Annotated in this window: 19 protein-coding genes; 2 read left to right on the top strand and 17 right to left on the bottom strand. The window is 43.1% G+C overall.

Features of this window, described 5'->3' with window-relative positions; genetic code table 11:
• Window positions 1-32: 32 nt before the first annotated feature.
• The 3 genes from QZ576_RS07325 to QZ576_RS07315 form a co-directional block, all read right to left on the bottom strand.
• A complete protein-coding gene (locus tag QZ576_RS07325) occupies window positions 33-1,406 on the bottom strand; it encodes a hypothetical protein (protein ID WP_297095591.1) in 1,374 nt (457 codons plus the stop codon).
• A 4-nt stretch (window positions 1,407-1,410) separates the two neighbouring features.
• On the bottom strand, window positions 1,411-1,683 hold the full coding sequence (locus QZ576_RS07320; RefSeq protein WP_297095590.1) for a hypothetical protein: 273 nt from the start codon (window positions 1,681-1,683) through the stop codon (window positions 1,411-1,413).
• A 229-nt stretch (window positions 1,684-1,912) separates the two neighbouring features.
• A complete protein-coding gene (locus QZ576_RS07315; RefSeq protein ID WP_297095589.1) occupies window positions 1,913-2,251 on the bottom strand; it encodes a hypothetical protein in 339 nt (112 codons plus the stop codon).
• A gap of 490 nt (window positions 2,252-2,741) precedes the next feature.
• Between QZ576_RS07315 and QZ576_RS07310 the strand changes: the two genes are divergently transcribed.
• Together QZ576_RS07310 and QZ576_RS07305 are read left to right on the top strand one after the other, a co-directional pair.
• Window positions 2,742-3,131: a hypothetical protein gene (locus QZ576_RS07310; RefSeq protein WP_297095588.1), complete on the top strand. Its 390-nt coding sequence runs from the start codon at window positions 2,742-2,744 to the stop codon at window positions 3,129-3,131.
• The gene (locus QZ576_RS07305; protein ID WP_297095587.1) at window positions 3,131-3,424 is read left to right on the top strand and encodes a hypothetical protein; all 294 of its coding nucleotides are present in this window, start codon (window positions 3,131-3,133) and stop codon (window positions 3,422-3,424) included. Before QZ576_RS07310 ends, QZ576_RS07305 begins: the two co-directional genes overlap by 1 nt.
• A 141-nt stretch (window positions 3,425-3,565) precedes the next feature.
• Here QZ576_RS07305 and QZ576_RS07300 read toward each other — a convergent pair whose 3' ends face one another.
• The 14 genes from QZ576_RS07300 to QZ576_RS07235 form a co-directional block, all read right to left on the bottom strand.
• A complete protein-coding gene (locus tag QZ576_RS07300; RefSeq protein WP_297095586.1) occupies window positions 3,566-4,213 on the bottom strand; it encodes a hypothetical protein in 648 nt (215 codons plus the stop codon).
• 42 nt (window positions 4,214-4,255) lie between these two features.
• Complete coding sequence (locus tag QZ576_RS07295; protein WP_297095585.1) at window positions 4,256-4,612, bottom strand: hypothetical protein; 357 nt, start codon at window positions 4,610-4,612, stop codon at window positions 4,256-4,258.
• The gene (locus QZ576_RS07290; RefSeq protein ID WP_297095584.1) at window positions 4,596-5,171 is read right to left on the bottom strand and encodes an antirestriction protein ArdA; all 576 of its coding nucleotides are present in this window, start codon (window positions 5,169-5,171) and stop codon (window positions 4,596-4,598) included. Before QZ576_RS07290 ends, QZ576_RS07295 begins: the two co-directional genes overlap by 17 nt.
• 331 nt (window positions 5,172-5,502) lie before the next feature.
• Complete coding sequence (locus QZ576_RS07285) at window positions 5,503-7,191, bottom strand: hypothetical protein (protein WP_297095583.1); 1,689 nt, start codon at window positions 7,189-7,191, stop codon at window positions 5,503-5,505.
• Window positions 7,124-7,789: a hypothetical protein gene (locus QZ576_RS07280; RefSeq protein WP_297095582.1), complete on the bottom strand. Its 666-nt coding sequence runs from the start codon at window positions 7,787-7,789 to the stop codon at window positions 7,124-7,126. The genes QZ576_RS07285 and QZ576_RS07280 overlap by 68 nt, the downstream gene beginning before the upstream one ends.
• On the bottom strand, window positions 7,789-8,112 hold the full coding sequence (locus tag QZ576_RS07275) for a hypothetical protein (protein ID WP_297095581.1): 324 nt from the start codon (window positions 8,110-8,112) through the stop codon (window positions 7,789-7,791). The genes QZ576_RS07280 and QZ576_RS07275 overlap by 1 nt, the downstream gene beginning before the upstream one ends.
• A 17-nt stretch (window positions 8,113-8,129) precedes the next feature.
• Window positions 8,130-8,471, bottom strand: coding sequence for a hypothetical protein (locus QZ576_RS07270; protein WP_297095580.1), 342 nt, complete (start codon window positions 8,469-8,471; stop codon window positions 8,130-8,132).
• 79 nt (window positions 8,472-8,550) lie between these two features.
• Window positions 8,551-9,609, bottom strand: coding sequence for a hypothetical protein (locus QZ576_RS07265; RefSeq protein ID WP_297095579.1), 1,059 nt, complete (start codon window positions 9,607-9,609; stop codon window positions 8,551-8,553).
• A 90-nt stretch (window positions 9,610-9,699) separates the two neighbouring features.
• Complete coding sequence (locus QZ576_RS07260) at window positions 9,700-10,041, bottom strand: hypothetical protein (protein ID WP_297095578.1); 342 nt, start codon at window positions 10,039-10,041, stop codon at window positions 9,700-9,702.
• Window positions 10,031-10,438, bottom strand: a complete 408-nt coding sequence (locus tag QZ576_RS07255; RefSeq protein WP_297095577.1) for a hypothetical protein — start codon at window positions 10,436-10,438, stop codon at window positions 10,031-10,033. Before QZ576_RS07255 ends, QZ576_RS07260 begins: the two co-directional genes overlap by 11 nt.
• A gap of 201 nt (window positions 10,439-10,639) precedes the next feature.
• The gene (locus QZ576_RS07250; RefSeq protein ID WP_297095575.1) at window positions 10,640-10,984 is read right to left on the bottom strand and encodes a hypothetical protein; all 345 of its coding nucleotides are present in this window, start codon (window positions 10,982-10,984) and stop codon (window positions 10,640-10,642) included.
• A gap of 77 nt (window positions 10,985-11,061) precedes the next feature.
• Complete coding sequence (locus QZ576_RS07245) at window positions 11,062-11,871, bottom strand: hypothetical protein (protein ID WP_297095573.1); 810 nt, start codon at window positions 11,869-11,871, stop codon at window positions 11,062-11,064.
• Window positions 11,872-11,988: 117 nt separating this feature from the next.
• On the bottom strand, window positions 11,989-14,271 hold the full coding sequence (locus QZ576_RS07240; RefSeq protein ID WP_297095571.1) for a hypothetical protein: 2,283 nt from the start codon (window positions 14,269-14,271) through the stop codon (window positions 11,989-11,991).
• 41 nt (window positions 14,272-14,312) lie between these two features.
• Complete coding sequence (locus QZ576_RS07235; RefSeq protein ID WP_297095570.1) at window positions 14,313-15,329, bottom strand: S49 family peptidase; 1,017 nt, start codon at window positions 15,327-15,329, stop codon at window positions 14,313-14,315.
• Window positions 15,330-15,432 lie beyond the last annotated feature (103 nt).

The following is a 15,432-nucleotide window of genomic DNA, read 5'->3' as shown; positions in this document are numbered from 1 at the left end:
TGCTTTAATGATTAAATGCTTGAATGCTTAAATTATTCCTTCGGTTCTTTTGTTCCGGTGGTGGTATTATCCTGGGTAACGAGTTCGATTTCGCGGAAGCCTATTTTTATGTTTTTGTTTGGGAAGCTGTGTTTTAGTGCGAAGTTTGGAGCCCACAATATTAAGCGGCGCGGCATGGGTGTAACTACTTTGTTGTGTAGGTTGAAGGCGTGCATTTTTTCGCTTCCGGATGAGAGTTTACCATCGATAACGGTATTGGCCAGCGTAGGATCGAGATGAACGCCACTGATTTTAGCCTGGTTAACGATTTTAAACAGATCGGTGTAAGCTGTTGAACGCTCTTTTGTGTTATCCTGCAATGGCGTAATGGTTATTCCTGGCAATGGCTTACCATCGGCACTGTACGAAAACTTGGTATGAATGCGCTTTTGTGCATTTTCGGCGGTTTCGGAATACAGGATGCTGTCGAATTCGGCAAGTATCTCGTCTTCTAATTCTACGGCTTCTTTCGATCCGGGAGTGATGTTGTTTTCTTCGTACATTTTTTGCCAGTACTCGAACGACGACTGTATATGCCAGTTGAAGGCGGCATTTTTAATGTTATCCTTATGCCAGTACGGAATAAGTGTGGCCAGCTCGATATAGTTTACCGCACCAATAAACGGAGGGCGGCCGTAGTATTTACTGGCGAACGACGGGAAGCAGATAAATTTTGCGGATACGGGTTGTGAGAAAGGATCGTCGGTGTTTACCATCGGTATTTTCGATGGTTTCCGCGATGATTCGGGATCGGTCCAGTCGGCTGCAAAAATGTGGTTTATCCGGTTATTTTCATCGTATGCTTCCAGGCGGCTGTCTTCAGATCCTACCAACATAGGTAGCAGGCGCCATTTTTCGCGGAATAGATTGGACCGGGAATAAATGTTACGACGGAACACCGGTGTATTGTTTTCCACATAAACCATATCGGTAGCAGCTTCGGCCAGGTAGTTGTCGAGATCATAACTCTCGAGGTAATCTTCTATTTCGGGATCGAGTACCTCGTCTTTAACAAGTTTAGTCTGGCCTTTTTCATCTTTATCGAGCCGTTCGGTGTACAGGTACCAGCCTCCGGAAAGCAATAAATCGATTTTAGTACGCAACAATCCGTGCATATCGTTATCGCGATCGAGCAGGCGTTTCAGATCCTGTGGAAACAGGTTGTTTGGTCCGTTAGGAATTATTTTATTCCCGTTAATGAGCATGTAGAAATCCTTTCGGGTTTCTTCTACATACTGGGGAACAAGCGACTGTTCTTCGTAATAGGTGTCGCGTGGGTTGGTATCGAGCAGGAACATTCCGCCTGATTTTGGCAGTATGGCTGCACTTTGCGATCGGTAGATTCCGGATGGTGTTCGACGTATCATAGTATTAAGAATTACGTTTCATGGTTACTGTCATTCCGTTGTAGCGGCGGATTCCGTAAATGTTGTAGCGGCGAACAATGTCAGACCCTTCAGCACGGAAGGCAATAAGGTTTTCGGTACCCGCAGCTTTTACCTGGCCGGCCTCGAGCACATCGATAAGCGTTTCTACCTGGCCACCAGTTTTGCGGGATACGGAGTACTTTACCACCGTAACTGTAAATGGTTTTTGCGATGAACGCATCTCCCTCAGTGCTTCGAATAAATTAATTGTTGGCATGCTATTGCATTTTATACAGGCAAGTATAATGAGTGGGTGATGATACGGAAAGGACAGCGCGGGGAAGGATGGAATATTAGAGTATTGGAATATTAGAATGGAAAATTTGGGGATACGGCAAAAAATGGGGATACGTTGGGGATACGTGGGATACGGCAAAAAAATGGGATACGCCTCAAAAAATGCGTTAATGCTTAAATGCGTTATTGCTTAAATATTTGAAAGAATGCTATTGCAGTTTGTTTTCGCGGAGGATGGAGTACAGAAACCAGTCGGCCATGCGGCGGAAGTGTTTGGCTGCATTGTCGGCATCGGCTTGTGTTTCGAGTACTACCGGAACTGCATAACGTACCGGAACTAATACATAGAATTTACCTTGATGTGATGTGCGACTACCTAAAGCAGGCCATCCTTTGCTCTGTGCTTTACCCATTGAGTTGTGCTCGAACTCGATGGTATCGGGAAGATTATCGAATATGTGTACCTGGTTGGTTATGCCTGATTTGGTATCGACTATAAAATGAGAATCGTTGTACTTTGAATAAATAAAAGGTGGAATTTTTGCCATGGCGTACTGTTTTTGTTGTTATGTGGTTACGCTAACCGGGATCAAATGTAAGGAAAAAGTGGAAAGGCAAAAGGCAAAAGGTTAAAAAATGAATTTTGTTTTTGAAAAAAAAATGGTTTTTGAAACGTTTTTGAAAAAGTAAACACGGAGAAAAAAGTGAAAAAAATCCCCACAAAAATGAAAACATAAATAAGTGTTTTGAGGGGTAAACCCTTCGACTTCGCTCAGGGTGACCTGGGGCTGACCTGGGGCTGACAGGGTGGCTATTTAGAATGGTTCTAAATTGCAGAAAAGGGTGATTTTTTTTTTGAAGGGGGCGGGGGGGGGTTGGCGAGGGTTGGTCACCATTAAAACAATAATTACACACTTTTTTATTTTGAAATAAAAAAAACGACATTATATCGGATAAATGGTGTGTTATCCGATATAATATCGTATATTTGTATCAACAAGGAAGCAATTAAGCAACCTTTTGAAAAAACAAAACAAAATGAAAAAATGGAATGATTTTCTATCTGACTGCAAAGAGGCCTGGGAAACTGAAGGCGTAAACTGTTCGAATGATGCACAAAAAGCAAATAGCTTATTGTTAAGGTGCGACAAATCAAATACAGAATCGTTAATTCAAGTAGCTTCAAAAGCTTATGAATTAATGATATTTGGTTGTAATTTCAATATTATTGAAGCTCACAGCGGCAATAATAAGAATGAAATTAAAAAAGTAAAAAAGATTTTCTACGATTTGATTGATCGTGGCGAAGTATGGGGGCAATTAACTGACAAAATGGAAATTCAATTTTCTGATATTAATTCAGAAATAAAGGCCAACGTTGTTAACGAATTTGGGGAAAAGGTGTGTGACGAAATAAAACTAAACTAATGAAAAAAAATAATTGTATCAATTGCGGTGCAGAGGTTACTACAAAAAATAGTAACCTTTGTGATTCCTGCGGAGAAATAGCCACAGAAGAATGGTTTGATTATATAGGAACTATTGAAAGCGAAATAAAAACCAAATTTGGAAAAAAGGAAACCTTTTGCAAAGATCAGGGATATCGATTTGGAGATTTTGGGAACAAGCTGCGAACGGTTCAAAACAAATTAAACTGGCTTAATGAGTTCTTAATGCCACTAGAACTTGAGATTGAAATTAAACCAAAGAACAAGCCCTAGAAAAAATGAACTAGATAACCCCCATAAAAAAACCAGCCTTTGAGCTGGTTTTTTTATGGGGGTTTGATTCGGTTGTATTCGCGGATTATGTAGAAAATGAAGGCGATAATAAGGATTAGATAAAACATATTTATAAAGGTTTCAAGCCGCTGAAGTCTGCAGGGCTTCTGTTAATTCGTCAAAATTTTCTATAAACTCTGAGATATAAAGCTCTTTGTAGTCGTAAAAATCAAACTCTGACATTCCCAGGCATTCAGATAAAACGAACTGTAAAACATGCCCAAAATACTGTTTATCTTCTGGATAGTTAAAAAAATCGTTTGTTTCGGCCTTCCAGACGTTAAAATCATTTGAGAAAAATGAAATAAAACCGTCGCAACTGGAAAAATGATCTTTTATCCAGCTTTCAAACTCGGACCGATTATTGTATATAATCTCCCTAATTTTCTGCAAATCTTCATTTAATAGTTTTACCTCACAGTTTATTGAGTCGGTTGAAAAGTTATAAAACCGGGGACTTTGCAGGCTCTGAAAATCAATTTCAATGCTCTCAAATTCATAACTCAATTCTGAGTGCAGCCAGTCACAAAATTTTTCACAAAAAGCTAAATGATAGCCTTTATAGTTGATTTGTAATTGATCGGAATCAACAGGCGGGAGTCCTTTTTTATCTCTTTGCTCGTTTATATACTCTAACTCGCTTTCAATCTCTCCGTTTTGGTCTAGGTCCCAAACGGTGCAATAAAAACCATTAAAAAGTGGAGCGAATGTTTCGAATGAATTTTTCATTTTGTTATTGACCGGGTGCCGGCGGTCCGCCGGGGTTAATTATTAATCGATTTCATTTGATTTGGAAAAGTAACAATAGCCAATTTCGGCAGAGAAAAACACGGGATACATGCCAATAAACTCGAAATTTTTACCATAAATGACATTATTAAATGTGCGCTTAAATCGAATGGTTAACGGGTCGATATGTCCGCAGATTGATTTTATGAAATCCTGCTGAGCGGGTGAAAAGTCGGCTAGTGTAAGCTGACGACGGAAAAAGAAACGTAATTTTTTCATCATTTTATAGGCCGGTTTTATCCAGGCGGCCCGCCTGTTTTGTTTTATACCACGAAAAGCGGCCCCGTTGCTGGTAGCCGCTTGTTTTGTGGTGCGTATTGGTTTATATCTTTGTTTCAATAATCCAATCAATTAGCGCCGTTTCATCTATTTCGCCAGAAGGATCTGAAACGCTTTCTAGATTACCGTAACCATTAAAATATATATAGTCATCATTCCAGTTTATATCTGAGAAACAACCCAGCCGAAACGCTTCCATAGGATTATCAGATAGAAATGTATTAAAAAAATCGTCGTCAAAATTATATATTTCGTTTTCGTATCCGTTTTCCTGACAATACTCATTCCATAAAAACAAAAGGTTGTCTCCTTCATTGTTTAGATTGTCCAGGCCGTTATCATTCATAAAATCAATCAAATTGAACAGCGTTTCAATTTCTTTAAAACTCATCGACTCAGAATAAAGACCGGAAGGCATATCCTCATAATCTGTAAACATTGTTTCTTCGCGTGGCGTTCCACACAATAAAGGCCGCTTTTCGTCACACTCGGCAAAATGATCTTTAATATAATCTATAAAATCATCAGCACTACTAAAACCTTCAAGTTCTACCCAGTGGCCAAATTCAAACTGAGTACCTTCGTTATAACTCGCGTAATCTGTTAAAAATAGTTTCATCTTATTGGAGGCCTTTTTTATCCAGGCGGCCTGCCTGTTCAATTATTAATTATGATGCTAAAGTATGGCGCACTTTCGAGAAATGCAAGCCCACCACCGGCGGCAGAACTGCCAACCTGTCACGATTTTTCAATTTTACATAATTTCAATTACAGATATCACCACCGGAGGGGGTATGCAATTGCAAAACGAGCGCAGGGTGGGTCCGGGTTCGCTGTGTGAGCGAACGTTTTTGCCGCAAAAAATATTTTTTTTGACGCTGAAAATCAACAGTTTTTGAAAATGAAGTGTGTTTTATGCCTGGAAATTGGCTAAAAGCGCACTTCGATTTTTACTTTTTCTTGCTGGTTGTGGGCTTCCAGGCTTGCTGAACACCTCGTTTGTCGATGTGGTGATGGTATTCTCCCCATATCATATAGTCCCAACTGTCGGAGGGGTTGGTTGATTCCATGGGGAGGCGGTGAATGGCCAGTTTTTCGGAGCGCTTGTCTTTGAAAATGTCGTCGCCTTTAGGGATGGCGGGCGCGAGATTGAGGCTGGCGTAAAGCTCTTTGCAGTTTTGTTTGTTCATGCGGAGGATGGGGAAACGCTCCAGCTCTTCTTCGGCGAACATGCGCGAGAAAAGCAGGTGCTTCAGCGGATGCGGGATAATACCCATGCCAACCGACATGAGGCTTACGTTCCAGCCTTTTGCGCGGAGGCGGGAGGCAAAGTGCTCGGCTTTGGTTTGCTTGCTGTTTTCGAGCTTGGTGTTGCCGGTGCGATCGTAATGCAGGCGGAGCTTTTTTGTGGGATGCGCTTCGTAGTAGCGGCAAAACTTATCGGCTACGTTATCCATATCGTCGGGTACCAGGGCGTACATAAAGTTTACAGTACGAAACTCTTTGCGGCCAAAGGGATTTTTTTGCCCGATCGACAGTGAAACCATATTCCCGAAATCCATACCTGCAACGAGGCCGGCAGAAGTATCAATATCCATATCGGAAGTGCAGGTACGGAACAGGTTGGCGCGGCTGCCATAGGTTTCGTAAAGCGAATCGAGGGCGGAGTAGTTAAACTCGCCAATGTACCAGTGTCTTGCCCCCATTTTGCCGTAGAACATGCTTTCGACAGATCGCGGGCGGATGGACAGGTATGAGGTACGGAATACATGTTTCGGGTTTACACGCGGATCGGCATTTTCGCGGAAATAATCGAGGCCCAGTACGTGACGGTTAACCAGATTGGATGCCATACTGAAATAGGTGGTTTTCTTTCGTACCCGGTTTGCCATGTATTCCAGTTCGGCAATCTTTTTTTCGAGCGACAGGCGGCGCTGTTTGGTTTTTGCTTCCAACCATTGCATACGGCGTTTATCTATTTTATCCTGAAACTGGAGGATCATCATTACATCCTTTGGATTCATTTTGCTTTGCAGCTCGTACATCCATTCGGCATTGTCTTCAATGTAAGGTAAATCGGAGGTGATGGTACGGCCCCGGTATAGCGGGCAGTTTCCAAATTTTAGCAAATCGCCACGCACGGCAGGCGTAAGGTCTTTGGTTACGCGCTCGTAATCGGCAAAACGGCCCTCGTCGAGTCCGTAGTATTGTAACGAAAGTGAGTTAAGAATACCGGGACGATCGAGCGAGCCCAGGTACATAATGGTTCCCCAGCGTGTTGAAATGGCATGCTTATAGCTAGATGGCGGCGTAGATGGTTGTGGCCAGTGATCGGGCGGTTTCCGGAACTTGATGTAGTCGCCGGTTTCGCCATCCCATTCGCGCCAGCCAAAAAACTGCTGCCAAAACTGTTCCATTGGCGGCAGGGTACGCTCCATAATGTTTACATACGACGGGCCTATTGCCGCAATACTGGCACCGGGCATACTTGTAATGGCATCGTATGAGCGTTTTGCCTGCACCGGCGATTTACCCAAACCACGCCCCCATAAACCGGCAAGCTCGCGCGGGTTAACCCTTAGCGCTTCTTCCTGTACCGGATTGAGGTATAGCTTTACTATTTTTTTGTTCGATTCCAACTTCCTGTTCTAATTGATTGCGTTCGCTTTCGTCTATAATTTCAGCCTCTTCCCATTCGCGGAACATCTTTTTAAGGTCTTTCTCGGAAATACCCGGATAGCCGTGTTTTTTATGATCGGTATCGAAAATCACAACGGTTTCAGGTATCTCTTTTTCGCCAACATCCTCGTCTTTTAAATGAAGTTGCAGGATTTCGCGTTTTTCTTTGATTAGAGCGCCTATCTGCTTTGTTACGTTAATTGGATCGCTGGGAAGCACTTCGTACAAAATAGCTATCAGATTATCGATCTGACGGGCTAATACCCTGCGCACTGTTTTGCGCGACAGGTTTTGACTTGAATTGTAATAATTCTGAGCGTTTACCACATGCTTTAATGCCGATCGGAAAGTGAGTTTTTCTTCGGGAAACTCTTTTACCATCATTTTGGCAATGGTTTCCATATCGAGATGACCCACACACACCAGCTGGTCGGCAAATTTCCACAGCTTTAACCAGTTTTGGTACTGGGCTGGCAGCTCCCCTTTCCCATCGGTTTTAAACCATTCGAGAACAAGTTCGTAGTCGTGGTATTGTTCGTGTTTTTGAATGTTGGTCATTATTTGCGGGTTTGTTTTAATGCTCTACTCAACTGGCTTACTCCCCGGGCACATTCTTTTGCATAAGCAGGAATGTTCTCTTTAAACTCAGCAAGCTTTTTACTGGCTTCCGCGTTCTTAGGTATGTTTTTTCGATAAAATTCCTTACTGCAGGCAGAATCACAGAAAAACAGCGCCGAATATTTCCCGGTAAACAGAAATGGCATTTTAAACACAAATCCCAAGCGCTGAGCCTGGGCACCTGCTGCACCATCCGATTTCTCCGTTTCAAACAGAAACTTTTCGCATTCGTTACAATGTATTTTTCGTTTTACCTGGTTCATCTCAGTTGATTTTAAATTCAGTCCCAAATGTTATTTTGTTCACGTATTTGGTGAATTTTATTACGGAGGTGGATCTCGTCGAGCTTTTGATTAAAAGCAATCAGCGCCTTTCCGTTTTTAGGATTACTGGATTCTTTTTGCAGGTTCACAAAACGCTCTTCATCCAGTGCATCGCGGCCATCGTCGTAGTTTTCTTTTACACCGAGGGCAGGGTTGTTGTAGTCGATCCAAAAACGGCGAAAACTGATCCCCAAATGACGAGCCACCTGGTCCATGGTACGGCCCGATTTTGCCAGCTCGAAAATTTCCTGGTAATCGGCATCGGAGTAGTTTTTTATGGTGATGAGATTTTTTGCCATTTTGGAAAATGCTTTAATGCGACAATGCTTTAATGATAAAATGAAGGGCAGAACGAGTCTGCCCTTTTGGCTGGTTTTATTACTGCTCTTGGGATTTTAGTAACTTATCGCAGATGGCAAGTGTGTTTGCCCACTTGTCGCGGAGCTTTTCTTTAGCCGCATATTTTTCGTCGCCGGGGTGTTCTTCGCACCACTTGCGGTAGCGGGCAAAGTTATTGTAAGCGGCATCGCGCTTTTTATTCAGGGCCAGGGCTCCCTTTGTATCGAGCAGCTCCTTTAGCTCCTTTTCTTCTTTGTCGGCCAATAATTTCGGGTGTTTACCCAAAACCGTTTGTGTATCGTTATAATGTTTCAGCTCGGCATGAGCAGCACGGTTTGTTTCGTCGGCAGCTACAATTTTAGCCATAACAGCGGCACGTTCCTCGTCGGTGGTAGCAGCTTCCAGCTCGGTGTCGTGCGCTTCGCACAGTTTGTTCCACGAAGCAATGACATCGGCAAACATTATTTTAATGCTGTCTGGCGCTGTATCCAGGAGAAGATTAGGGTACATCGTTTTTAGCGAGAAAACAGGGTGGTTTTTGGCGTCTTTTGGACCAGTCTGACCCCCTCCGCTTCGCTCGTCCCCCTGGAGGGGGACAATTTTCGTGCTATCAGGATTATCTCCTGGTTCCGGATCTTCATTTTCCTTCGTTTCATCACTGGCTTTTGCAGCTTCCTGAGCTGCCAGAAGTGCAATTGTAATGTCTTTCTGACCTTTGCTTGGCGCAGTTAACTCAAGGTGCTCAAAAGCGGCTTTTTTGGCATAATAATCGGCCTTTTCGATATCAAATTTCAGAATATCGAAATTCTCTGGATCGAATTCGGTTGTTTTAACTACACCCCCTGTCGCTTCGCTCCCGTCCCCCTGAGAGGTGGACAAATTCTTAGAAATGGTGATGTCTTTTGGTTTGAATTCATCGCGCAAATTGCGAATGGTTGAGAGCATCAGCTTTTTGTTGGCCGGAAACTGACCTTTACTAAGTACAGTGGCCACCAGCTGTTTTTTGCCGTATTTATTTAACAGGGTTATACCGGCATCCCAGTTCGGATTTTTTTCAATCCAATTGTTCAATTCGTTATAAGCATTCAAATTTTCCATGGTAAAATTCTTTTATTATGCTTACAAAATTGCAATTGCATTGCCGAACACTAAAGGACAGAGGGATTGAGGGAGTGAAGGATTGAGTTTTCAGTCGCAGTTATCAGGTACCGGTGGCGTCGAGCATTCTTTCAGGTAGTAATCTACAACTTCTTTAAATCGATGATCAATTTGTTTTTGAGTCTCACGGATGGCATGGTCCAGTATTGAATTTTGCGGAACAAATTGGCAACCTGGCAATAAAAAGAATCGGGGATTGTTCATAATCAATTCATGCAGGCGGTCTTTTAACCGGATCAGCTCTTTATCCGAATAAGCAGCTTCGTATGCGGCATGCCAGGCAGGCCTTCCAAATTTTTCGCCCTTATCATTAACAATAAGCCAGTCGCTTTCCTGTTTATGTGGATAATCCATTTCTATTTTACCTGGCATAGTTTCTAAGATCACGTTTATCAATTAAAACTTCAGTATCGTAAAAATCAGAAAGCCGGTTAAGATAGTCTAGCACCGGAGAATTACGATAGTTATAAAAAGTATTACATATCTTGCCGTCCATAACAAAATGAAGACCGCTATTGGTTTTTTCAGCTACAATAAAACAGAAAATTTCCTTTCCGTACATAATTTCAACGTCGGCAGAAACCATATACTCTTTTCCTTCTTCTTTAATCAAATCTGGTAACGATTTAACTGCAAAAACACGAGAATCCGGAACATTACATACCTGGTTATAAAAATCCTGATAAGAAACAGATTTCATTAAATTTTCGATATACGCTGAACTTTTACCGAAATCCCTTTCATTGTGCCATACATTATTTTTATCCATCTTAATCAAAAGAAAGTTTCAATGTTCCTTCGTAACCATCTGACTCAAAATCGAAATTGGCAATTGTGGGACCAAGTTTCGAAACAGTTTGTATTGAAATAATCTTTAAGTTCGGAAAATTATCACAATATAATTTAAGAACAGCCTTTTGTTTTTCGTCTAGTCTTTTTCCGTAAAACTCCATAAATCTGTCAAGCTCATTCATTTTCTGCCGATAATTTTTAGTTTTTGATTTCTGTCCGTTGTTAATATTCGGTGCTGTGCATAAGTTGCCTTAAAAAGTGGCGGAGCTGTTACTGTGGTTGGTTCGTTTTCTTTTCGGGTAATTTCATCGTCGAATTTTGTTTTTATATCGGTAAGTAATCTTGCCAGTCCAACCTTTTTTAAGGTACTTTCATACTCCGAAAAACTAAAACTTAATTCAACTATATTGCCGTTACGTTCGGCATAAAAATGAATCCTACCGGGCCTGTCAAACACCTCGCAACGGCTAAAAGTATCTTCGCAAACTACCCGAAACCTGTTATTTATATCCAATATTCCCATACCCAAATATACAAAAAACCTTCGAAGAGAATTCTCCGAAGGTTTTGGGAAAAAAGAATTAATTAAATAAGGGGCGGTTATGCTGCTGCTGTACGCGACAGTTCTACATAATCGTCGGCACCACGAATAAAGAGCTCCAGTTCGGCCCCTTCTTCCGATGTCCAGTCGGCGGTGAGGTTAAACTTCACGTTGGTAGCTTCAATTGTGGTAAGATTTACTGTTGATCCACCTACCAATACTACGCGGGTACCCGGTATTGCATTGGTAAAACCGGCCAGTGTAGTGGCAGCGGTATTCTCGGGGATAACAAATTTGGCTCCCTGCGACAGGTCGTAGCTGGTAGCATCGGCCAATACCAGAACTTCTTTTAAGAATGCACCGGAGCCCACGTATTGTGGAATTAAACCGGCCCACTCTGTTTTGTAGTTCAGGGTATAACCTTTGCGGTCGCCCGCTGCCATACCAGAAGCAAATTGCGCCTGCAGGGTTGCCGGCATTCCTTTCCAACCGAAACACCAGGTAATACCTGTAGTAATTTCGTCGAACAGGATAAACCACTCTTCGCGGCCATGATCGTTGATCAATTGGCGAACAGTCATTTTAGAACCGGGAACATAAACCTTCAGGTTTGAAGTGTGTCCGTCGTGGTCGCGCAGGTCGTTTCCTTCTTCCGAAAGATCGTTCTGATCGGAAGTAACATACAGGCTTTGCCAGCTTTTGCCTGCGTTAAACAGGAAAGAGTCGGAAATTTTAGCCTTGTTATCCGAATCTACATCGGGGATGTGCGATAACCACGATTTAAAAGCAAAACGAAAATTGGTGAAACCACCTCCCATAATAGGATCGCTTTGTATACTATCGAGTTGATTGTCTTGTGTAAAATCCATTGTATCAAATATTAATGATTAAGGATGAATGATTAATTAGAACCCCCTCCCCCTTCGGGTACTCCCCCTGAAGGGGGAGAAATTCCCGAACGAAAAGAAGAATTATATTATGCTGCACTAGGCACTGCGTCCGATTTCTTTGAAGAGGCCGGATTTAGTGTAGTAGAATTTAATCCATGCGGCTGCTGCACCTGTCCAGTCGCCACCAGTAAGAACAAAGTTACCTCCGTTGGTAATGGTAGTTGCGTTGGCACCACCGCCACCGTTAATGGTGTAGGTTTTATCGGCCACGGCATCGTCGAGGTCAGTAATTTCAAGCGCTCCGGTGTTAGCATCCGAAGTAATGAAATTAAAACCGTTGGCTACTGAAGGCGTAGCATCGTCGGCAGTAAATTCAAGTACTGCAGTACCGTTAGAAGCCAGTTCGCGATCAATTTCAATGAATTTATCGCCTACTTTAACCAATACCAGTTTGGCATTTTTCTCGGCAGTCCAGGCATCTTCTAAAACAAAGTTACCAGCGTTGGCAATGGTTGAAACATTGCTCGATCCGGTACCCAGTAAATAAATTACCTGGCCTTCGGTAGCATCGTCGATGTTGGTGATAGCTGTTGCCTGGGTATTGTCGCCCAACTTTAAGCAGTTGTGTGTTTTTACCGATGGCGTAGTATCATTAGCATCGCTAAGGATGTAAGTAAAGTCGTCGAACTCGTCGGACAGGAAGATGATCTGGTTGTCGTAAGTCTGCTCGTCTTTTGAAGCATACTCGTAACCCGATTTAATAGGAGCAATACCGGCAGCACCGTCCATAAAAACGATGGTGTCGCGTTTTTCCTTCTGAGTATTAAAACGGTTATCTTCGCCACGCTGACGATAGAACTGACGGATTAAACCAGGAACTACCCAAACCAAGGTTTTCGAATTCCAGTAAGGCACACCTTTTACCTCGATAAAATCGGGAATGGCAACGGTATCTTTTTCCGAAACGTTGGTGTTTTTACCCAGCGCATCTTTATATGCTTTAAAAGCATCGGCACCATCTTTTGATGTAAGCACATACATTTTGTCGACAGAATCGCGAATGTCGCGCGGGATCATTTGGGTTCCCCTGGCAATCATTTTATAAATGTGGTTATCCGAATCGAAAGCCACATCCCACTCGCCTAAGTTAAAAGGCTTAATACGCAATCCTTCGCGGATTGACTGTAACGATTTAAGCACACCGTTAACCGACTGCATTACCGGACCGGCAACACCATCGGCACTCTGAAGGTAAACACCCTGTACCAAAGCTTTGGTTTTTTCCTGGGTAATTTTTTCCTTCATTTTGGTAAGCAGGAATGAAACCAGCGGTTCCTGGAACGGATTTGTTCCCTGAGTCATTGGTGCCAACCAGCTGTAGATAAATTCGCGAAGCTCGGTAGCTTTAAAGCGGTGATCTACTTTGTAATCGCGTACTTTAATAATCTCAGGTTTAAATTCGAACGAACCTTTTTCGGTCCACTCCGGATTGTAAGCCTGCAGGAATTCGCCTGTAAACAGGTCGGTAACCACCAGCTCGTCTTTTATTCCGGTTCCGTAAGGAGGGAAAATTGCGTCGAGCGACGGAGTGCGGGTCATAAACGTTTGGATCTCGGAATGACGTTCGCGGAAATAATTTCCGAGGTCGTCCTGGATCTGCGCGATGTCGATCTCTGAAGCAGCTACAAGAGCATGCGCCATTGAGTGATTACCATCGTTGGCAATTAACAAAGCAGCTTTGTTCCAAAAACGGATATCGCTTGAGGCATTTAAGCCGGTAGCGAGTGCATTGAAGGTACTCATTTCGTTACCAAGATTAAGGGTTACTGATTCGGGTTTGTTACCAAGGGCAGCAATTTGGCGTTGCAAAGCCTTGTTTTGAGTCTCGAGCGCGTTAAAACGAGCTAACAGTTGATCGTTTGAGGCTGCCTGAGCTCCGTCGCCATCACCAGAAGCAGATCCATCGCCGGCTCCGTCGCCATCACCAGCTGCCGATCCGTCGCCGTCGCCGGCACCATCACCGTCGCCCGATCCGTCGCCATCACCATCACCAGATCCATCACCATCACCGGCTCCGTCGCCGTCGCCAGATGCTGATCCCTGACCATCGCCAGAACCACCATCGTTACCGGTAAAGAAACTAGCCATAACAGCTTTATTAAACGCTTTTTCGATAGCCTGGATATTATCTGTAGTAACAGAAGCGTATCCCTCTTCGAACTTCAGGCCTTTCAGATTCAGATCTTTGCTGAACCGTGTTTTGTAGGCCGATTTAATTGAGTTTACCTGCTCTTCCGACAAGTCAACTTTTCCGTCTTTAGCTTCAAGCTTATCAACGCCAAGTATTGCCATTAGAATAGGAATTAATTTTGGGTCCATTGAATAAAATTTTTAGTTATTACTCTGATTAATTATCACTGTCAGAAATTTATTTTTACTTGTTTTTTAGCCATTTCCTTCACCCACTCAACGGTTTGCGCCAACGACCCTATGCGATCGATTAATCCGTTACCATTATTCCCGGGCAGGCAATCTTTGGCAAAGAACATTTCGGCAGAGAATACATTGTCGGCGTTAACTTTGTCGATTTTATCCTGATCGACCAGTTTTATAAAAGCATCGAAATTGTCGCGCAGCTTGGCGCCACGGTTATCGGCCACCATTTTCAGGTAATACCTGGCGAAGGGATCGAGCACTTGTTTGGTAATGTTTTTACCATCGCCCTGGATGGCCTCCATGGTATTTTTATTTTTATTGTATGAATAGGTTGACTTGTAGGTGTAAATCACCCATCCACGTTCTTTAAGTGCTTTTTCGTTGTTCTGAAACTGGCCCATAACCCCCATAGATCCGATGCGGACCATTGGATTTGAAGCAACAACCAGGTCGGAGCCTGAAGTTGATATTAATGCTGCCGATGCTGAAAAATCTTCGTATAAAGCAGCCAGCGGTTTGTTGCAGGCATTTATGGCATTAAAAATTGGTGGCATCGATTCGAGCTGACCACCTCCTGATTCGACAAAAACAATTACTCCTACAATATTTTTATGCCTGTCGGCTTCCGCAATTCTGTTGGCGGCTATTGTTGTTCCGGCGGGTCCGCAAAGTTGCGTGTATTTTGTCATGGCTCCGCGAACAGGAATAATGGCTACTGATCCCGGGGGAGCATCGTCGTAAATAGATTTGTTCTGGTTGGTGTTTGAACGAGCTGCAAATTTTCCTTTACCGGTTTGCGCTGCACTTTGCAAATTAACATTTACCGGCATTCCAAAGGCATAAGGTAAATTTTCTTCGGGTTCGGGAGCCTGTTCGAGTTCTACGAATGAAGAAACGGGTTGAAAATAGGGTAAGTAGGCATTAAACAGCTCTATTGAGAAATTGGGTTCGATGGCCCAGGAGCCGTTTAATGTAAGATCGATAAGATAGGGAAGCTTCATAATTTGCGCTGAAATTTACGTTCAGAGCAAACCTATGAAAGGGGGTTAAATGCTGAAAAGACACCCTTCGACTTCGCTCAGGGTGACAGTTTTCAGTAGCAGT

Origin of the sequence: uncultured Draconibacterium sp. (assembly GCF_913060805.1) — a bacterium.
Taxonomy (GTDB): Bacteria; Bacteroidota; Bacteroidia; order Bacteroidales; family Prolixibacteraceae; genus Draconibacterium.
Note: the sequence above shows the minus strand (reverse complement) of the source record. Positions and strands in the feature narration are given on the sequence as shown.